Annotated in this window: 19 protein-coding genes and 1 pseudogene; 2 read left to right on the forward strand and 18 right to left on the reverse strand. The window is 28.9% G+C overall.

Features of this window, described 5'->3' with window-relative positions:
• Positions 1–64 precede the first annotated feature (64 nt).
• The 7 genes from AC2FB1_RS08080 to AC2FB1_RS08110 all read right to left on the reverse strand — a co-directional run bounded on the left by AC2FB1_RS08080 (position 65) and on the right by AC2FB1_RS08110 (position 7521).
• Positions 65–1573 (reverse strand): DUF6038 family protein, encoded by a 1509-nt coding sequence (locus AC2FB1_RS08080; RefSeq protein WP_490674742.1) that lies wholly within the window; start codon positions 1571–1573, stop codon positions 65–67.
• A 46-nt stretch (positions 1574–1619) separates the two neighbouring features.
• A complete protein-coding gene (locus AC2FB1_RS08085) occupies positions 1620–2336 on the reverse strand; it encodes a hypothetical protein (protein WP_490674743.1) in 717 nt (238 codons plus the stop codon).
• Positions 2329–3147: an ATP-binding cassette domain-containing protein gene (locus AC2FB1_RS08090; protein ID WP_242231385.1), complete on the reverse strand. Its 819-nt coding sequence runs from the start codon at positions 3145–3147 to the stop codon at positions 2329–2331. Before AC2FB1_RS08090 ends, AC2FB1_RS08085 begins: the two co-directional genes overlap by 8 nt.
• 765 nt (positions 3148–3912) lie before the next feature.
• A complete protein-coding gene (locus tag AC2FB1_RS08095; RefSeq protein WP_000998885.1) occupies positions 3913–4686 on the reverse strand; it encodes a hypothetical protein in 774 nt (257 codons plus the stop codon).
• Between the two features lie 684 nt (positions 4687–5370).
• A complete protein-coding gene (locus AC2FB1_RS08100) occupies positions 5371–6204 on the reverse strand; it encodes a CPBP family intramembrane glutamic endopeptidase (RefSeq protein ID WP_000694291.1) in 834 nt (277 codons plus the stop codon).
• A 36-nt stretch (positions 6205–6240) separates the two neighbouring features.
• Positions 6241–6567, reverse strand: coding sequence for a helix-turn-helix domain-containing protein (locus AC2FB1_RS08105; RefSeq protein WP_000624048.1), 327 nt, complete (start codon positions 6565–6567; stop codon positions 6241–6243).
• 315 nt (positions 6568–6882) lie between these two features.
• Positions 6883–7521, reverse strand: coding sequence for a FusC family fusidic acid resistance EF-G-binding protein (locus tag AC2FB1_RS08110; protein ID WP_490674744.1), 639 nt, complete (start codon positions 7519–7521; stop codon positions 6883–6885).
• A 342-nt stretch (positions 7522–7863) separates the two neighbouring features.
• On the opposite strand from AC2FB1_RS08110, the gene AC2FB1_RS08115 reads away from it, so the two are divergent.
• Positions 7864–8013, forward strand: coding sequence for a hypothetical protein (locus tag AC2FB1_RS08115; protein WP_016170661.1), 150 nt, complete (start codon positions 7864–7866; stop codon positions 8011–8013).
• 93 nt (positions 8014–8106) lie between these two features.
• Here AC2FB1_RS08115 and AC2FB1_RS08120 read toward each other — a convergent pair whose 3' ends face one another.
• A complete protein-coding gene (locus tag AC2FB1_RS08120; protein ID WP_437219375.1) occupies positions 8107–8571 on the reverse strand; it encodes a hypothetical protein in 465 nt (154 codons plus the stop codon).
• 100 nt (positions 8572–8671) lie between these two features.
• A complete protein-coding gene (locus tag AC2FB1_RS08125; RefSeq protein WP_490674745.1) occupies positions 8672–10612 on the reverse strand; it encodes an ATP-dependent DNA helicase in 1941 nt (646 codons plus the stop codon).
• A 177-nt stretch (positions 10613–10789) separates the two neighbouring features.
• On the opposite strand from AC2FB1_RS08125, the pseudogene AC2FB1_RS08130 reads away from it, so the two are divergent.
• Positions 10790–11464 (forward strand): annotated as a pseudogene (locus AC2FB1_RS08130) (IS6-like element IS257 family transposase).
• Between the two features lie 129 nt (positions 11465–11593).
• On the opposite strand, the gene AC2FB1_RS08135 reads toward AC2FB1_RS08130, so the two are convergent.
• From AC2FB1_RS08135 to yycF, 9 genes are all read right to left on the reverse strand, one after another.
• The gene (locus AC2FB1_RS08135) at positions 11594–12532 is read right to left on the reverse strand and encodes a PfkB family carbohydrate kinase (protein ID WP_490674746.1); all 939 of its coding nucleotides are present in this window, start codon (positions 12530–12532) and stop codon (positions 11594–11596) included.
• Positions 12529–13863 carry a purine-cytosine permease family protein gene (locus tag AC2FB1_RS08140; RefSeq protein WP_017175607.1) on the reverse strand — a complete coding sequence of 445 codons (1335 nt, stop codon included), beginning with the start codon at positions 13861–13863 and terminating at the stop codon, positions 12529–12531. The genes AC2FB1_RS08135 and AC2FB1_RS08140 overlap by 4 nt, the downstream gene beginning before the upstream one ends.
• Positions 13864–13881: 18 nt before the next feature.
• Positions 13882–14868 carry an ADP-ribosylglycohydrolase family protein gene (locus AC2FB1_RS08145; RefSeq protein WP_049426031.1) on the reverse strand — a complete coding sequence of 329 codons (987 nt, stop codon included), beginning with the start codon at positions 14866–14868 and terminating at the stop codon, positions 13882–13884.
• Positions 14869–14996: 128 nt separating this feature from the next.
• Positions 14997–15476, reverse strand: coding sequence for a 23S rRNA (pseudouridine(1915)-N(3))-methyltransferase RlmH (gene rlmH, locus AC2FB1_RS08150; RefSeq protein WP_490674747.1), 480 nt, complete (start codon positions 15474–15476; stop codon positions 14997–14999).
• 420 nt (positions 15477–15896) lie between these two features.
• The gene (locus AC2FB1_RS08155) at positions 15897–16679 is read right to left on the reverse strand and encodes an MBL fold metallo-hydrolase (protein WP_101804364.1); all 783 of its coding nucleotides are present in this window, start codon (positions 16677–16679) and stop codon (positions 15897–15899) included.
• 275 nt (positions 16680–16954) lie between these two features.
• A complete protein-coding gene (locus tag AC2FB1_RS08160) occupies positions 16955–17746 on the reverse strand; it encodes a two-component system regulatory protein YycI (protein WP_490674748.1) in 792 nt (263 codons plus the stop codon).
• Positions 17747–19078: a YycH family regulatory protein gene (locus AC2FB1_RS08165; protein ID WP_490674749.1), complete on the reverse strand. Its 1332-nt coding sequence runs from the start codon at positions 19076–19078 to the stop codon at positions 17747–17749.
• Positions 19068–20894, reverse strand: coding sequence for a cell wall metabolism sensor histidine kinase WalK (walK, locus tag AC2FB1_RS08170; protein ID WP_490674750.1), 1827 nt, complete (start codon positions 20892–20894; stop codon positions 19068–19070). The genes AC2FB1_RS08165 and walK overlap by 11 nt, the downstream gene beginning before the upstream one ends.
• Before the next feature lie 12 nt (positions 20895–20906).
• The gene (gene yycF, locus AC2FB1_RS08175; protein WP_490674751.1) at positions 20907–21608 is read right to left on the reverse strand and encodes a response regulator YycF; all 702 of its coding nucleotides are present in this window, start codon (positions 21606–21608) and stop codon (positions 20907–20909) included.
• Positions 21609–21764 lie beyond the last annotated feature (156 nt).

The following is a 21764-nucleotide window of genomic DNA, read 5'->3' on the forward strand; positions in this document are numbered from 1 at the left end:
TATTCAAAAAATTAAAATTGAACGGTTTAGTTAAGTAATGCTTATTTTATTTGTAAATGCTTGACTAATCGTAGGAAGAAGAGTGTGCAAGGTATTCCTTTAGATAAAGATTTTTAGCATCTAAAAATTTTTTATTATCTGATTGAAGACTCTTTAGTAAAATTTGATCAATAAAAGGTATCTTGAAATTATATTTATCAATAAATACTTCTTTTATATTAGTAGAAGTATGTGGTGATGTGCTTATTGAATTAGTCTCTTCTTCAGTTATTTCATGTTTATGAGCTATACTAGAATAATTAATAAATTCATCATATAAAGCATTAAAATCACCACTTTTACCACTCAAAATTAATTCTTTCAATGATTGATACCTAGATGATACGTCATTATCACAAGTGATAATTGAATCATCATTACTTTTCAAAGTATTAATAAATTTATTATAATTTTCTTTTTCATCTTGATGCTCAAATAGCACTTTCTCAATAGCACTACTTAATTTTTGATATAAAATAACATTTTCATAGAAGTTACTTTCTTTCACTGCATTAAAAAATGTAATTAGATTTTTTTCTAGAATATCACTTTCTGCCGATAAACGTTTCATAGTTTGAAAAGAAAAATCTGTATCTAATATTTTTTTTAGTTTTCTGAATTCTATATCCTTTACTTTTTCTATTCCTAATTTAAAGAAATCTTCGAATTCTTGTGCATTACTTTTTGAAATGGATTCATTAATAGCATTGATATAATCTATATTATTAGGAGTAGTAGGTAAGGGATATTTTTTTAATAATTCTATAAGAATACTTAATATTTGATATTGTAAAGAATTAAAATTGTAATTGAATTGATTATTTTCTGTTTTACCATGATAATTATCCGGTTGATATTTTGAAATGTCTATACCAAATATCTTGTAAAGTAGCTTCATTTGGTTGGTCATAGTTTTTTCAGATAAACCAACTTTTTCACGAATATGTAATTTTTTAAATTCCATATCATCACTTTTATTACTTAAATAAAAATAACCGACATTAGTTCCTTCATTTTGATTTATATTTATATAAAGCTTTATATATATAATAGATACAAGTTGATGAGCTTTCTTTTTCGTTTTATAATTTTTAAATAACTTTTCCAATTCATTAAATAGTTCATTCTTTTCTTCATCATTTAGATTAGTTTTCTTTAAATCTAATAAAATTAATTCTTTAATATTAAGAACTTCTTCAATCTTAGTTTGCATTTCATTAAGATCTTTACTTTTGATTTTTATCTTTATTTTGTCATTATCAATACTTAATTTTTCATATTGAATAATAAAATTATTGTATTTTCCAACCTCCATTTGCAACCTTCCTAGCTCATTCGTGGTAAATTTCGAGGTAAGATTAAATTCTGTTCGCTCTAATTTAATATTATAATCTCTTAAAATTTTATTTATATTGGTAATAATTTGCTCATCAATTGGCACTACAAATTGAAAACCTCTTTCTTCATTGTCTGAATTAATTGAATTTGTCTTTTTAGAATTTTGCTTGTTTAATTTCATGTCTTTTTCACTCATTTAGCTTTCTCTTTAATTACTCTATTATATATATTCTATTAAAAAACTACTTATTTAATACTATGATATCTTTTCTATTAAATATAATGTATATAATTATAATAAAAAATACTATATGTACGCAGTACCATATATTGACTATCAAAAATTGGCTATTAAAAATAGAAGTGTCTTGTTGATTTAGATAATTCAACATTTCACTTATAGGTGGTAAAATAAATGAAATATATTTAAATGTAGAAATTTCTTTAATAATATTTGATTTTAAAATAGCTAACAAAGATATCAATATTAATAATAACCAACTGTATTTTTTTGATAAAAAATTAGAATATTTAAATAATGCTGTTAATATTATTGCAGTAATACTAATTATAATATGGGCATGAATTCCTATTAATATCTCTGTAAGAGATGGTAAATGTTCAAACCTAAGAGATACTAATGGATATATAATGGCAAAAATAATTAATGGTACGGTCATTAAAAAGTTGAATATCAGCTTAGATGTTAGATACAATGATCTACCAAGTTGCATAAGTAATAATTGTAATTCTTCTACTGATTCTAAATCAAAAGTAATCAAATTTAACCAAATAGAAATAAAAAGTAATAACATTGAAGTAGTACCAAAACTAGATAAAACTGGTTGCCCTGAATAATAATATAAAATAACTACTATCAATACAAATACACTATATGGAGCAATAAATTTATATGATCTAATCATATTTTTGAAAAAATAGTTGATTAGTTCAATCATTTCTATTATTCACCTCTTCAATTAAGTAACCATTATTTATTAACACCTTTAATACATTATTACTTTGTCTATTATCAACATTTATAATAGTGTATTCTTTATGATGAAATACTTCAACTTTATAGAAACTTTTCATCATATCTTTAATTTTATTATAATTTTTACTGTTAACTTTTATTTCTTTATAGGTATTTAATTGTTGTTGTAATTCTATCCATTTTTTATTTTCTAAGTTGAACTTATGAGTAACAAAATTTTCATCGAGCAATTCTTCATGAGATGTTAATATAATAGTTGCATTTTTTTGCTTTTGAACAATTAATTTTTTCAAACTTATTATTGCTTCTTTATCTAAACCAGAAAATGGTTCATCCAATATATAAATATTTGCATTTTTAATTAAACATTGGATTAAATTTACTTTTTGTTTTGTCCCTTTAGAACATAAATTCAATCTTCTATCTAATAAATTATTTAATTTGAAATAATTTATTAAATCTTTTATGTTATGTTCGTTATCATTGTATATATTATCTAGAAAATTTAAATATTCTTTTATTGTTAAATTTATTGTAGAAGGCAAATAATCCGGAGCATAGCTAATTTTTCCGTTTACTTTAATACTTCCAGAGGTAGGCCTTATTAATCCTACTATCATTTTGAGCATCATAGACTTACCACATCCATTACTGCCCTCAATTAATATAATTTCATTTTTAGGAAATTTAAAAGTAAGATCTTTAATAATAATTTTTTTATTAATAATTTTTTTAATATTAGAAGCTTTAACACTTGAAATAATAATATACACCTTCCCACTTATAGCCTATAGTTTTATTTCTTATAAAAGTCTAAATATAAATATACTTAGTAAAGTTATTCCCGATTAGAAATCGTTTGACTTGATATAAATAATTTTTCTGCTAAATCCATCTGTGATAATTACGTTCTTTTCTATAATATCTAATTTGATTTCCTACATTCATATTTAAAAATTTCTCAACTTCAATTTATCTTATTAAATAATTGGACTCTATCTATTATTTTTATAATATAACAAAATAAACACTAAAAAATGTTTTATATATCTTATTTCCTAAGAAATTATTTACACTATTACTTAAACTTTATTCGCTTTTGTGAAACATTTACATATTTTTTAATATATTATTTTGCTTTCTACTAAGCTTAAATCTTCTTCTAAATTGATTTTAATATACTTCTAAATATTATCCGTAATGTGATGTTTACATTTAATTTCCATATTAAACTCCTTAAATTTTGAATTTATAAATAATTAATCACATTCTTATCATACAATTTTTCCCTTTTTTAAAAGTGATGTAACCAAAGAATTTTAGAAAAATTTAATTTTAATTAAAATTAATAAATTATATCTTTCTATCCTTACGATATAAGAAATAATATCATTAAAGTAAGACTTATTTGATAGCGGCCGAAGTCTTCCTTTCCTAAAAACTAATTTTTTGCTAAATAAATACGACCAAAACAACAAGTTGTTTCAGTCGCATAAATTTAATTTCTAGTTAAACTTAGAATAATAATTTATAAATCATCAATGATTTGAAGTAAGATTGTCAAAATGATAAATTATTTCCTCAAAATTTTTACTTTTATTAATAACTTTATACTCATTTGAATTAGTGAAATCTTCACTTTTTTTAATAATAATAAAATTATCTATTTTTCTATATTTAGGTTTTACCATACGATATTCATCATTTTTATTTAATGTTATGTAAAAATCAGTTAAATCATTTTCATTAATAAGTCTTAGCGAATCATCTGCCATAATTTTTATTATAAAAATTGATTTTAATATATGCACTATAAAGATACAGATATTTAAAAACAAGAGACACTTATACAAATGTTTTGAATCATTGTTTAAATACAGTAATTTATCATTATGAAATATTAAGTTTACAATAAAGTAAGTTATCCAGTACTTTGTGATAATTAATATCATAAAGTTTATCAATCTTTTAATAGCACTTACATAGTTTATAGAACTTTCACTACCATCTACATAAGTTGTAGGCGATGGAACAAAACGATTCATATTAAACACATCAAAGAATAAATAAACTATCAAAATGATAATTATAATTAATATAAATATCAATACAATGTGATCATACACTAATGAAAAAGCATATAAAACCTTATCAACAAGCTCTTTATCTAAGTTATTCACCAATTTATAAATAGGAATTTCCAGAAAATATACAACTAATGCTAATCCAAAAACCACATAATGAAATGGTATTAACCACCTGTTTTCAATATCTTTTTTCAATTTTTCATAAATTTTTAACAAATCATTCATTATTCACATAACCTCTCTATTATTAATAAGTTTTAATCTTTTCTTAATTGTAAGTTATTATGCCTGTTAAAAATTTACTAATTATTAAATCCACTAAAATATTACACATCTATCAAGAAAGAACGGAATAATACATGGGACTCTAAAACCTTAAATTTTTTCTTCTTATATTTCCTCAATTAGATTATAGGGAGTTCATTTCTCCGATAACTGTATAGTTAAAATTAATTTTATGAAGCAAAGTATCCATATCTAAGTCTATCCATGTTTTATCATCTACTAATGTATCAGAATAATTCTTACGTCGAAGATTAAACTAATAATCAAATCTCGAATTTGAACGTATAAATTCTTCTAAAGTCTTTTTACTTTTCCAAAGTTGTTTAATATTTGAAATTAATTTTTTCTTTTTAGTATAGTAGTAGTACTATTAATGATTATTCCTATGACTAAGCATGCATAGGTTTGATAGATATTCATAATAAGCTTCTAATTTAACTTTTTTATTGAACTAGTTTTCATGTAAGTTAAAAACTAATTTGTATATTAAATGCTAACATATTCTACCATCTGTTTTTTTATTTCTTTAGTGGGATACTTTTGCATATCAGTTAATAATACACTTTTTATTACTCTTTAAATTGTATCCGACTAGTCGTCAGGATTAACCACACTATTCTATAATTACTTTAGTAAAAAGTTAAAGTGTCTTTTAGTAACAATCATAACTATAATAACTGCAATATAACTACATATTGAAAGTAATGATGTATCCATACCATAATCCCCACCTGTAATCAGTACATTTTTTGTTTCTAATATGTACTGATATACTCCCCAATGATCATCTTGAGTTGTGATATTTAATAAACCATTTATATTCCAAAGCATATGTAATATAGCAGAGGCCCATATACTATTAAACGTCCATGCAGTCACTGCATACATTATTCCAGCAATTGAGCCACCTATAAGTAGTAATAATAAATTTTCTCCCTTTAACTCTCCATTAAATAGATGAACAAGAGAAAATAAAATCGAGGGTATTATAATTCCAAATAAAATTCCATATTGTTTTTCAAAGTATCTCATTAGTATTCCTCGAAATACCATCTCTTCAAATATAGGCGCAGCAATACCAGTAATTAAAAATGCGCTAAAGAACATCTCCATAAATCCAACGCTTGTTGAATAATGAGGTATTATCAATTTACCAGGAATAAATAATAGATATATTAAATCAATTACTAATATCAAAATTAATCCTATAAGAAAACAAGACTTGAAAAATTTCACCGGTATTATTCTATAATCTTTCATATTGCTTTTAAGAACAATTTCAATGAACCATTTTACTGAAAAGTATGAAAGTACTATATAAGTTAATGCATGTAAAATATATTCAACACTCCAAATGCTCACAATATGCCATAGCATTGAAATATTTTGCACAATAACAGACAATACAAAACATAATAAAATAATTAATAATGTCTTTAATAATTTTTTGATTTTCATAATAAAACCTCCCAAAATATTTGAGAGATACTTACATTAGTTTGAAAAAATTTGTCCTATTGTTCCACAAATTATGATTACTATAATAATAATTACCCACCATTTTTCAGACATAAATGCCCAAAAATTCATTTCATAATAGCTTTTATTATCTTTTTTAATAATATTGTCACTTCCTGTAATGAGATAGTCTGTACTAACAGAAAATAATTGTGACAATTGCATAAGCATAATTAAGTCTGGTTCTGAAATACCTTGTTCCCATTTAGAAATTGTTTGTCTTGAAGTATTTAATTTTTCAGCTAGCTCTTCTTGAGTATAATTATGTTGCTTTCGTAAATCCTTTATTTGTTTACTAATCATAATGTAAGTCATCTCCTAGCTTCATTTTAAAGGGATTAATGCTATCAATCTGTCCTCAAATTGTAGCATTCTTGAACTATATTGTTGCAATTTGATTGTAATTATTTACATTTTAGTTTACAAAGCTATAGTTCAGCATTATCGTAAGTTAACTACATTTTATTGGAGATACTATATACTTAACCAATTTCAAAATAAGTTATATACAACTTATTTTTAGTTTTATTTGTGATACGCTTCAGCGTATCGATTAAGAGTGAGGTACAAAATATAACAACCCTGATCATTAGTTCTAAAGATCAGGGCTGTTTGGATCTATTTTATTTTAACAATAAATTCGTAAAGATTATTTATATCATCTAGGTTCTGATTACATTTAAAACTGTCATAACAAATGTAATCTCCTTTTTTAGTATATGTTCCACTACTCTTATTATGTTTAGTTTTATTGAGAAAGAGTGATGTATCAGATTCCTGATTACAAATTTTACAGAATCCTTTTACTTTATTTGGTGAAATTTCGCCATATATACCTTCGAATTTATCATCTAAATTTTTATAAACGATATATTTTCGGTTAGAAGAATTATCATTCCATCCTAAATATGAAATTTCTTTTGTATCAATTAAATTTATATCTGGTCTCTTTAATTTTTTTACTTTACGAAAAATTTTCTCCAGTTGACTTGATGAAGGTATTTCAAAATCTTTGATGTACACTTTTAATTCATTTAAAAGATGTTCTGCTTTTTTCTTAGTTAATTTTACATCGTCAATCGATGTAATAAAGTCCGAGATATCAATATCTTTTTCTTTAAAGATATCATTAATTTCATTTAGTAAAAAATCTTTTTGTGTTTTATGGGAATTCATATCGTTTGTACGATATAACTTAATCAATTGATATACTAACTGCTTTACTTTAACAAACTTATACACTTCTATTTTATTCATTTCATATTCCTCCATTTTTGTTGAAGTACTTTGTGAAATGAATGCTATTCATAACTAAGTACTTCTTATCTTTGAGTTAGAGTACTATAGCGTATGATGTATGACATATTTATATGTCGCATTATAATCAGCTCCTATAAAAATCTTCCATACTATCTTAGCAGATGATTTTATAAAAGTGAATAAATACCCCTTAAAATATCTAGTGGCATATTTATACTTATATTATATTCAGTAACTGCTCTTTTACTTATTTCAGCATCCGAATCAAGATTTATCACTTCAAACTCTAGTATCTAACTGGATATAAATGGAATTCAACAGTTACTCCCGCTTCTGTTAATGCTCATTGTCTTATCTCGAAACGGATCAAATGATCCGACTGTCGTATGTGTAGATGGTAAATCACTAAAGTCTGTTTCAAGAATTGGTACTGCATACTTCGGTGTATCTCCTTCAACACCTTTAAGATACATAGACCATGCAAACTAATTCAATTCTTTACTCCATACTCTCTTATCATTAAATTCATTACTTGATTATGTTATACATACATTATTGCATTATAGCTTCATTCACTATTTATCATTCCCAATCTTTATTACATAATTCTTTAGCGATTTGTTCGGTGGTTAAGCAATCCCTATTCAAAATTTCATTCACATTAAAATACTTAACTCCCATCGATCCACCTTTAGATGTTTTCTTGTAGTCTGTCTCTATAAAATCTTCAATTAAGTAATAATAATGGGGTTCGTTCAATAGATTAGTCCACTTTTCTTTCCCAAGCACCATTATTTTATTTTTAACTATTTCATACTCATCAATCGATAACTCAGTACCTACAGGATAAACTGTCTTCAAGGATAATGAGCTCTCATTTATTTCCGTCACTATTACTTTGTCTACTTTTCCGATAGCTTTTATTGCTTTGTCTTTATATAGCCCAATGTATTCTATCGGCTTGAAACTGTAACCTCTTTTTTCAGCAGGATGAAAGTAAATATTATGTTTAAGGTTATCATCAAATGAGCTACCTGAAAGACACATTCTCATCCTTCCCTCAATATCATCTTGAATCGTCTACACTTAATTGGACATATTATAAGAGAATCAACTAGAAAATATTGGATAACTATTACTACTTACTTTAAATGTTATTAAGGAAATCTTTGACTTCATCTTTATGAATCATATTTTTAATTGGTAATGCATCTAATACTGCTTCTTTATGCTTATAAATGGGTTTATTCATTCTTGAATCTAATAACACTAATAAACCTTTATCCTGCTTTGTTCTTACTAATCTTCCTACACCTTGTTTCAGTTTAATTATCATTTCAGGAACTATAACTGCTTCATTACTATCATTTAATTTAGTAATCTTATATTTTGTAATTGGATCAATCGTAGGAAAAGGTAATCTGACAATAACTAATAATGTTAATAATTCATTTTTTAAGTCTATTCCTTCCCAAAATACTCCCGTACCCAATATTACACCTTTAGTTTTTTTAAATGATTCAATAATTTCATTTTGACTTTTACTACCATCATCTACATAGATAGTTTTATTAAATTTCCTTTTTGATAAATCATTATATACACCGTCAATGTCATCTTTAGCAGTAAACAATATCAAAGTGCCTCCCTTATTTTGGCTTGCCAATTCAAAAATATGTTTACCTATTTCTTCATAATATTTAACATCACGTTTATCAAATTTTGGTAAGTTTGGAGGTATGTAGAGCCTGCTTTCCTTGTACGGAAAATCATTATACTTAATATCTTCCTCATAGCCTTTAAAACCAATTATTTCTTTAATGTACTCATAGCTATTTTCATTATTAGTTTTATTAGTAATTGTTGCAGAAAGACATACAACTGGGTAACTTGTACTAAAAACTGTTTTTCTAAGTGTTTCAGCAATATTATTGGGACAAAATGAAATATCAATTTGGTCTTGCTTAGTTATTTCAGTCCAAAATATATATTTGTCGCTGTTATTTTGAAGATTTTTAAATAATGTTAACAGATTATTAGCTATTTCTAATTGTTCATTACTAACTAACGAAGATTGTTTAAATACAACAATATTATTAACATCGAATTCTTCAACTATTTCCTTTGTCATACTAATTAATTTGGCCATTTGATGATGACTAACAGGTTTTATATCAACTCGTCCAGTAGATAAACAATTACCATTTTTGTATATCTCACTTTTGGCACTATCCTTTTGAAGATTAAACCAATCTTCAATCATTTTTATATTTTTTAAATACCGAGATCTACTACCAACTCGGTTTGCGCCTTCTTTTATTTTATTTATCACAGTTTTAGAGTTAATAGTTTTAGTCATGTTAGCACGTTGTTTCTCTTCTAAGTTGTGAACTTCATCTACGATTAGCATACAAGGATCATCATAGATTAAACTCTCTTTTCCAAAGGTTAACTTTTTAAAATTCATCATTAACATATCTTGATTAACGATTATGACTTTCGGCTTATATTCATTGAGTCTAATATATCTATTTCCCTCTTTTAACTTATTTCTCATTTTAAAATAAGCGCATTCATTTTTATAGTGACATTTACTCATAATACAATTATTGGTAGATATTTGATTCCATTTTAAATTAGTCTCACGTACAGTTTGTTTTGTTAAACCATTATTTGCTATATCTAAAGCCTCCATTAAATTTAATTTACTTAAATTTTTACGATGAATTTCTTTAAAACAAGGATAGTTAGTTACACCTTTACCTACTATACAATCAACAGATATATGTAAAATTTCTTCAACTTGCTGTATATCATTGACTAGTTGCTCAGTTAATTGAATTGAGGAAGTCGTTACAATTAAAGGTTTTTTAGTACTTTTTGAAATCAATATACCAGGAATTAAATATCCAAATGATTTTCCTATACCTACTTGCGCTTCTACTATTATATTTTCTCTTGAATCATAAGCATCAAATACATCATACATTAAAGTTTCTTGCCCATACCTTGTTTCCCAGCCTTTATTTTTCATATTTTCAATAGCCTTTGTTATATGATCGAATATAATTTGATTACTCTCATTCATTACATCACCCCATAATCAATTTAAACTAATTATACACTAATTAAGAACACATGTTCTTTTTACAAGTTTTTACTTGTAGATAATGTGTTTAAGTTAGTTATTGTATCCAATAAGATTAAGAGGTTCTGTTGCAAAGTTGAATTTATAGTATAATTTTAACCAAAAGGAGTCTTCTGTATGAACTATTTCAGATATAAACAATTTAACAAGGATGTTATCACTGTAGCCGTTGGCTACTATCTAAGATATGCATTGAGTTATCGTGATATATCTGAAATATTAAGGGAACTTGGTGTAAACGTTCATCATTCAACGGTCTACCGTTGGGTTCAAGAATATGCCCCAATTTTATATCAAATTTGGAAGAAAAAGCATAAAAAAGCTAATTACAAATGGCGTATTGATGAGACGTACATCAAAATAAAAGGAAAATGGAGCTATTTATATCGTGCCATTGATGCAGAGGGACATACATTAGATATTTGGTTGCGTAAGCAACGAGATAATCATTCAGCATATGCGTTTATCAAACGTCTCATTAAACAATTTGGTAAACCTCAAAAGGTAATTACAGATCAGGCACCTTCAACGAAGGTAGCAATGGCTAAAGTAATTAAAGCTTTTAAACTTAAACCTGACTGTCATTGTACATAGAAATATCTGAATAACCTCATTGAGCAAGATCACCGTCATATTAAAGTAAGAAAGACAAGGTATCAAAGTATCAATACAGCAAAGAATACTTTAAAAGGTATTGAATGTATTTACGCTCTATATAAAAAGAACCGCAGATCTCTTCAGATCTACGGATTTTCGCCATGCCACGAAATTAGCATCATGCTAGCAAGTTAAGCGAACACTGACATGATAAATTAGTGGTTAGCTATATTTTTTACTTTGCAACAGAACCTTCTTTTAAATAGTTTATAAGCCTAAAGCTAAAATACAACAACTGTTGAAGATAGTAAGCGTGAGACAAATTTAATATTCTTCATCTATAGGATTGAATATATCCGTATTTCCACCTCGTTCTTGCACAATTTTAGATGCTACTTCGTTTCCCCATATACAAGCTTTTTCAATACTTTGGTTATCTAGCAAACCTGCTATAAAAGCTGCTGTGTGTGAATCACCAGCGCCTATAGTATCAGTTACAGGAACCTTTTCCCCCTCTAAAACCTTAACTTTACACTTATTTGCTATAAGAGTACCTTCGTTGCCTAACGTAACTATCACAGGTTGATTAGTCTGTTTACTTACTTCTAATGCCGCATCTTTCACATGATTCTCACTACTCAATTGTAATATTTCATCTTCGTTGGCATGTACTATTGTGTTTATTTCAAGCAACTTCCTTATACTCTCACAGTTCATTTTATTAATCCTTGGTGAGGGGTCAAAAATAATTGTAGTTTTCTCGTTTAAACGACTAAATTCTTCTAATAAAACTTCGTCTGAAGGAGGTTCAAAAGAATAACCTGACACATAAATATAATCATACTTATTAAGATCAATTTCTTTAAACCAATTCTTTTTCCAAGTCATTTCAACTCCAGGTATCGTTAAAAAAGTGCGTTCCCCATTATTTTCAACGATACATAACGTCCAACCATTATCACCTAATATATTATTTAATAATGAAGTTTTGCCTTCTTTTTTTAACTTATTTTCAATAATTGTTCCATTAGGACCATCGCCAACGGGCACCATCAAATCATAATTAGCTTTGAACTGACTAAGTATATCGCCTACATTATATGCGCAACCACCTACTATTGTCTTCTCAGAGTAGGCAAATTCGTCCGATCCACTACTTGGTATACTATCAACATTTAAAATCACATCAATAACAGCACTGCCGATCACCAAAACCTTTTTTTGGCTATTAATCTGTTTATATTCTCTTGATGAACTTTTCATTTTTTAGCCTTCTTTCTGTGAGTATTTAAAGAAATATTAAATATATAGTATAAAAATCCGCTAACCATAAATGTTACAATTATATCAAAACTTGAAGAAGTAAAAATGTTTATTAATGCACCTGCTATTACTGCTATACTCCAGACCATTACTGTTTTAATATTCAGACTATTATACTGGGGATCGTAAACTAATTTTTTTTCATAACCTATATTTTTTCTCAATGTTGCATAATCAACAATGAAAATTGCACTCCAAGCAGCTAATCCAATACCCAAAACTCCTAAAAACATTTCAAAAAAAGCGAGAAAATTTCTGGAAACTACTAAGACATAAATAGGAATGGCAATAATAATAATTGAATGAATAATAATAACTGTAGAATTTTTTACTTTCAAATCAAAAGTACTCATAATTAATCTTGAGGACTTTAAACCTAAAAAACACATAGGAGTAAGGCCACCTAAAGCAGATATTAAGTAAATTACTGTCATCCAATTTGGTAGTACTTCGCTAATTAGTAAGATTGGATTTTCTGCATTTGCTAATTGTGGCTCTGAAGTAGCTAATAAAATTCCAGTACTTATAATGATAAATAAAGGGATAAACGCGCCAGCTGTAACACTAGTGATTATTGATAAAGAACTGTTCGATTTTTTTTGAAAACGGCTATAATCTGCAGCTGCGTTAGTCCAAGTCAATCCAGTTCCTACTATTACAAAGGCTAATGCAGGTAGAAAATCTTTAAGCCAAGACCCAGATTTCATAGAAAAAAGGGCGTTCCAATCAGTATTAGTAATTAAAATTGTTATAACTAATAAGGTTAATGCACCAAACACATATGTGAAAAATGTTTGTACTGATACAAGTATTTTTTGTGAAAAAAGAACAGATATAATAACTAGCCCAGCAAAAATCGCTAAACTCATCAAAATTAGAAATGTACTAGTCTTAAAACCAAAAGTACTAAATAAAGCCAGAAGAGTTAAAGTTCCTGTAGAAACATTAACAGATAACCAACCAACTTGACCTACCCAGCCAATTAAAGCAGGTATATGATTGCCTTTAAATCCAAATGGTGCTCTTGAGAGCATAAAAGTTGTAGCTCCACTATCTTTACCAGCTACACTTATATAACCAACTAGAACAAAGGATAACGGACCTATTATAGCAATCAAAATTGATTGTAAAAAGCTCAATCCGTAACTTACTATGACAGCGCCATAAACTATCCCGAGAATACCTAGATTGGCTGCAAACCATATAAAAAATAAGTCGATAGGTTTCCCGTTTTTTTCACTTTCAGGAAGAAAGACTTCTTCTTTTTCCATAACGAACACCTCCATTTTTTATAACATCTTATTTTTTTCGAGCGTAGTTGCATATTGTTCTAAGTTCACACTATTATGTTTGTCGATAGTCTCTATCCAAAGTTTTTTAAAATTACTATATCCGTATTTAGCTCCCGATATAGCAGTTGCCATAGCGCCAATTGTGTCAGTATCCCCACCGATATTCGCACAAAAAATTGCGCATTTATTGGGGTCTTTACAAAAATAAGCAATTGCCAAAGCAGTGGGGACCGATTCAGTTAATGATGTTCCGCATCCTATCACATCATAAAGCCAGAGCGAATATTCCTCCTCACTTTCGAAATGATTGGCAAACTGAACTGCTAATTTTAATCTTTCTGCTATTGATGCAGAAAAAGTTTGTTCTCCTTCTTTAATAGCTATATCGTGAATATCCAAAACGCCTTCTATAATTTCTTTCCAATTCTTATCTTCCGCTGCCAATGTTACTGCATAAGCAATCATACTAGCTCCGGCTATTGCAACATCACTTGTGTGAGTAACTTCACTAATTTCCTTAACATAATTTACAAGCTCTACTTTTTGATCTTTAGAAAATAAAGTACCAATAGGAGCAATTCTCATAGCCGACCCATTAGTTAATGCATTTTTTGTATAGAATTGGGAATCTTCTCCTTGTATTATTGCAGTTAAAGCTGCTTTAGAACTTGGGCCAAGAATATTATTTTTAAATGCGTTTGTAGCATTGGCCCATTCAATCAATTCGTCTGCTATGATTTTTTTTGAAGGTTCAAAATGATTTTTATTTAGTGCATCAATGATTAGTAGTGATTGTGCAGTATCATCTGTAAACTGTCCTTTGGTGAAATTTCTGGCTACCTTATTTTCATAAGGACCATCTAAAAAAGTTGTGATTTTCCCAAAAAAATCTTTAATTTTGTTGCGATTCCATAATTCTGAAGGCATACCTAAAGCGTCTCCAATAGCTTGGCCATATAAAGTTCCTAATATTTTATCTTTCATTATAAAACTCCCTTCTTGTCCACTTATACGTACGAGTTAATTTTTTATTTTAGAGCGCTTACATTTTATTGTCAAAATTTTAATATAAATCCCTTCCTTTTATACTATACACAATCTATTTTTTAGTTTTATTTGTGATATGCTTCGCCTCTCATAATCTTAAATGCTCGATACACTTGTTCGATTAAGACGACGCGCATCATTTGGTGTGGGAAGGTCATTTTGCTAAATGAGAGTGCGTAGTTGCTGCGATTTAAGACGTCTTGATGTAGTCCGTTTGATCCCCCAATGACGAAGACGAAGTCGCTTTGTCCTTGTGTCATCCGTTGTTGGAGTTCTTTAGCTAAACCTTCTGATGACAACATTTTACCTTGTATTTCTAATGTAATAACGGTGGCTTGTGGTTTAATTTTGGCTAATAATCGTTGTCCTTCTTTTTCTTTAACTTGTTCAATCTCTTTATCGCTCATATGTTCAGGTGCTTTTTCATCTGGTACTTCAATCATCTCAATTTTACAATACGCGCCGAGTCTTTTCTCATATTCAGCAATCGCTTGTTTCCAGTATTTTTCTTTTAATTTGCCAACAGCTAAGATGGTAATTTTCATGATTATCCTCCATAATTATGATAGTTATCCTACTTATCCACAAGTTATCAACTTGTTAACAGAATTCCCTCTAATTATAACAGTAATGTATATAAATTCTGGGGAAAATTTGAGATTTATCTACAAAAAATTTTATATATACAGTATTTTTGTGGATAAGTCTGTGTATAATGTGAGTATTTCTGTGTGTATTATTCACAATAGTGGATAACTTTCTTTAAATTTGGGGATAACTTCACGACCGTCTTTTATATTTATTCACATATTCTAAGTAAATCACTCTACTTATCCATTTTTTCATGAATAATCATGTATAGTCCAAATTGTTAGATAATATCTTTAATTTTTCCAAAAAAAAAGCTTAATAAAAATCTCATATTTTCTTAAGATTTTCATTAAGCTTCATACTTCTTTTCAATTTTATAACGTGTAAATCGGTGTCGCTTGAGCTTTATCTGTATCACATAATAATACTTCTTTTTCAGTATCGATATCATGTTCATTTAATACTTGTCCAACACTCATGCGTGCTAAATCTTTCATATTATTATCACGAGATAAATGTGAAAGGTAGATACGTTTCGTATTACCTGTAATCACATCCGCCATAGCATGACCAGCATCTTCGTTTGAGACATGTCCCATATCACTTAAAATACGCTGCTTCGTCTTCCAAGGATAACGACACATGCGCAACATATCCACATCATGGTTACTTTCAAACATAAATGCGTCACTACCTTGAATCATACCTTTCATTCGGTCTGACACATAGCCAGTATCTGTAATCATCGTAAATTTTTTATAGTTATTATGGAAAATATAAAACTGCGGATCAATCGCATCATGAGAGACGTTAAATGATTCTATATCAAAACCTGCAATGGATTTCGTTTCATACGGATTAAAAATAAATTTTTGGTCCATTGGAATTTTATCGTCTTTTTTCTCAATCGCTTTCCAAGTTTTCTCATTCGCATACACGGGTAAACCATATCGACGTGCAATGACACCAAGTCCTTTAATATGGTCGCTATGTTCATGTGTCACTAGGATGCCATTCAGATTCTTTATATCTCTATCAATCTGGCTAAATAAATTTTCCATCTTTTTACCTGTAAGACCGACATCTACTAATAGACTGCCTTTCTCACTTTCTACATAAGTCGCGTTTCCTGTACTACCACTTGCTAATACGCTCATTCGAATCAAGATGGTTCATCCTTTCTCATTATCTTAAATTTTAATTATTTAGAGTGCCTTCAGTCTAATTATTTTATATTTACTTTTTTTCTAAAAAAATATAGTTTCGAACTTGTATCTTTGTTCGAAACTTTCCGCTCTAAAAGTACTTTTATATTATACTATACCAACCTATAACTAGAAATTCCAATTCTCTGTTTATCTTTAAATATTTAAGAGCAAAACAACGGGCAAATTTGACCGTTGTTTTGCTCTATTTGAAATAAATTGCTTTTCTAATTATCAATCACTTTTGGATTGACTGAAGTGGCTTCAATATAATATTTTTTCGTTTCTTCTTTACCTTTATGTTTCACTTTGATTTCCCAGTTTGCTTGTAATAATTGAACATTGGTTTCTCTTACAACTGAATAATATCCTAGTCTTGCATCTAATACTTCATCACCAGCTTTTAAATAACGATTGAAATACAAGCTTTCAATTGCTTTACGTGGTGTAATCACTTGCTTCTTAGGATTATTGTCACCTTTTGCAGGTTCAATTTTACTCATTAATGTTTGTTTATACATTGTCGCTTTACCATCGTCTATATTAAAGCGAAGGCGTGCTTTATTGTTATTAAGCAATGGATAACCATCATACGTTTGTTCATAGATAACTGCATTTGAATTAATATCGCCAAGTTGATAGACCTGACCATTGTAAATATGATGGATAATGTAATCTTTTAAATCGCTAAGATTACGATCACTTACATTTACGGTATTGTCTACTTCACCGGTTAATGTAAATCCAGAATCATTTGTTTCTAATGCAGATTTACTTTCAGCATATGATTTGAAGTTCTTAGATGTAGCAGTAATCATTTGCATTTTCGTACCACTTACATCTTTATTTAATACATCTTTTGATACTTTAATCTCTTCTTGCTGGAAGTTTACTTCATTATCACTTTCAGTTTCGTTAATCTGTGATTTGGTAACTTTATTAATATAAATCAGAACGAGAAAGACATTGACTAGAACAAATACGAAAATAAACAAGGTTTTTGTCAGTTTCCAATTCATTTATTCAAGCCTCCCATCCTGATATACATACCACTCGCCATCATACTGTACATACCATGTTGGAATAAATTCACTATTTCGTTGTACCTCGATATCTTCCTTATCTGGCTTATCATCTTCTTTATAGCCAACGATAATATTCGATACTTTTTCAAAGTCAATATCATGATTATTGGCCAGTGACGCACGTACGGTTTCTAAACTATCTAATGATTTCGTTGCACCGTCTAAAGGTACGCTTGATCGTAGAAGGGCACGTTTATAGTCATATATTCCTTTTTCTCCCCAAGTCACGTTAATTTCGTTTAACTGTTGATCATTAAATGTTGGATGTCCATTTAAGAATAATTGATATGTTAATTCTCCTGAAATATTATCAGTGTTGAACAAACGGAAATCATCGTTAAAGAAACCACCGTGGTTATTAATATATTCAAATGTACTTGGAATGGATGTATCCATATCTTTAGAACCTGATTCATCTTCGGATAAATTTTTATAATGATACTTTTTACTGTCATCATTATAGTTTGCGACACCTGTATTATTATTATATGTTGTTGAACCGCTTTTTCCGCTTCGAATAATAACAGAATCATCAAATAAAATTGAGTTCATCGTTTCGACTGAAATTGTGTCATATACCATACGATATGAGCGTATGTCTTTTGGATGTTTCGGTGAAAAAATATGAGTTGATTTATCAATTGTCGTCTTATTCGTAATCACTTCCGAATAGTTTTCCATATCTTTTTCTAAATGATGAATTGTTTTAGTAAATTGCTTTGCCTTAGCGTCTATCGTCACTTTCATGACTTGTTGATGGTTTTTACTTAACGCATATAATTCTAGGTCACCTTTAGAATTTTTCTCAATTAAAATTCGATTAAAGTTAAAATGTTTAGGAATTTTAGCTGAATTATTAAGTACTTGACCCAAATAAGTTGTTAATGGCATATCATAAGTAAAATCTAATACTACAAAATCATGGTCTAATATCGGTGTTTGCAAGTTATACCCTTTTTGCATCAATTCTACTTTGCTCACTTCATGATTTTTAAGTGGATCAATAACTTGAGCGAGTTGTGATCTTGATGGTGTAAATCCTTTTACTTTATCCCCGTTAACTGAAACGACTTGATAAGGTGAAATAACTGTATCAATCTTTGCGGCTAAAGGTTTACCAATTGCTTTAGTATTATTTTTTTTACTGTCCGCACTGTCTAAATTATTTAAATCTGGAGTGAAATTCCAGATCATATAAGTAAGGACAATACTCATCATGACTAAGAGAAGGAGGATAACTAATTTAATATGTTCCTTACTGTTCATCCCAATCACCGTCGTCTATCACTTCACACGGAAGTGTAATAAATATCGATGTTCCTTGACCTTCTACACTGTTTGCCCAGATACGACCATTATGTGCTTCCACAATTTCTTTTGAGATAGCTAAGCCAAGTCCCGTACCACCCATTTTACGTGTCCGTGCTTTATCTACGCGGTAGAAGCGATCAAAGATTTTATCTACTTTATTAATCGGAATACCGATGCCATTATCTTTGATACGAATCGTCATTCGATTATAAAGTGCATTTTGTTTCACGTGGAACTCGACACGTTTATCTCCACGAGAATATTTCATCGCATTCGTAATAACGTTATCAAATACTTGTGTCATCTTATCTGGATCAATTTCTGTGAAAATCGTTTCATTAGGAATTTCACGCACAAAAGTTGTATCCTTAGCTGCCATTTCATGTCGATTAATAATTTTATTAATAAACATATTGAAGTCGACAATTTCTTTTGTAATTTGTTCTGTCTCGTTATCCATTTTAGATAATTGAAGTAAGTCATTGACCAGTCGAATCATACGTTCTGTTTCTTCACGTGTCACTGAAAGGAACGATGGCGCAAGATTTTCATCCTTCCAAGCGCCTTCTTCAAGAGCTTCAATATAACTATTCATTGAGGTTAATGGCGTACGTAACTCATGTGATACATTAGCAACGAATTCGCGACGCTCACGTTCTACTTGTTGTTGCTCTGTAACATCATGTAACACAGCGATATAACCATTAACAAATCCAGTTTCTTGTACAATCGTGCTAAAGTTGACACGTGCAATAATACCTTCTTCTTCGTTCATATCAATTAAGATACTGTCATTATTCTCTTGAATTTCTTCTAATGAAAAATCGCCTTCTATTTTTAAAACATTCAGCATGTAATAACCAATTAAGTCTTCTTTCGCCATACCTAACATTTTAATTGCCATATCATTAACAATACGAATACGACCACGTCGATCCGTCGCGAGAATACCATCACTCATATGTGTGATAACAGAATCTAGTCGACGTTTTTCACTTTCTGTATTAGCTTGTGCTTCTTGTACACGTTTAGAAAGATTATTAAACGCAAGCGCCAATTCACCAATTTCGTCATTTCCATAAATCTTAACACGTTGTGTATAGTTCCCTTTTGACATTTCAACTGTTTGGTTACGCATGTCTGTAATCGGTCGCGTAATCATTCGTGCAATAAAGAAACCGAGTATGACAGTGATAAATAAGGAAATAGCCGTACCAATAATAAAGATTTGGTTAATATTATTCAGCTGATTATATACATCATTAATGTTTGATTCTATGTAAATATTGCCTATCACGTCATTGCCATTCTTAACTGGTAAGTTGTAAATCCAAATACGCTCTTTACCATTACCATAGTCTTTCAAAACGTTATGACTATTTGCTTCACCGAGAGATAATGCTTTTTGAACAGAATTATCATTCACTTTTTGGTTAATCAAGCTATGTGATGATAACTTAGCTGTAGCCATTATAATTTGGTCTTTATCAATAAAACGGATTTCTTCAATCTCTTGTCGGTTAGCGTATTCATTCAGTAGCGATTGAACTTCCTTTTGTGCATTTGAAGGATTATCTTTATAAATACGCTCAATATTTACTTCGAGTTGTGTCGCATATTGCTTAATGTTCTTCATGAAATTATTTGTTAATTCTTTTTCTAAACTATTAGTGAAATACAAACCAATAATTTGCATTCCAATAATAATAAGTAAGACATAAACAATAACGAGTTTTGTGTGAAGGGATTGGAGTTGTTTCAGCCACTTCATCGCTTACAACTCCTAATCGTGTTGTTGGAGGAAGTATCCAACGCCTCGACGTGTCACAATGTATTCTGGATGAGATGGATCGTCTTCAATTTTTTCTCTTAAACGACGAATCGTTACATCCACTGTACGCACGTCTCCAAAATAATCATAGCCCCAAACCGTTTGTAATAAATGCTCACGTGTCATGACTTGACCCATATGTTTTGAAAGATAATGGAATAATTCAAATTCACGATGTGTGAGTTCAATATCCTCACCACGTTTTTTAATTGAATATGCATCGGGATAAATTACAATATCTTTAATCGCAATTTCATTTGTTGTACCTTCTGGTTCTTGAGCAGGTTGAGAATAATGACGTCTTAAATTTGCTTTTACACGTGCAATTAATTCACGTGTACTAAATGGCTTCGTCACATAATCATCGGCACCTAATTCAAGGCCTAATACTTTATCAATTTCTGAGTCTTTCGCTGTTAACATAATAATTGGCATTTCATATTTTTTACGTACTTCACGACATACTTCCATACCATCACGACCAGGTAACATAATATCTAACAATACGATGTCTGGTTCTTCTTCATAAATTAAATCTACTGCATCATTACCATCATAAGCGCAGTGAACTTCATAGCCTTCTTTTTTTAAATTAAATTCTAAAATATCCGCAATTGGCTTTTCATCATCAACTACAACAACTTTTCTAGCCATATCTATAAACCTCATTTCTCAAATTGTAGTTCAAACCTTAATTTTTATTATATTTTGAGTAAAACATTAAACAGTATTATATAGCGCTATCTTACGTCTTAACGTACATTTATCTACTATATAATTTAACATTAATATTCACTTAATTCTATTTTC

It is taken from the genome of Staphylococcus sp. CoH_129_LAB_1 (assembly GCF_058191515.1).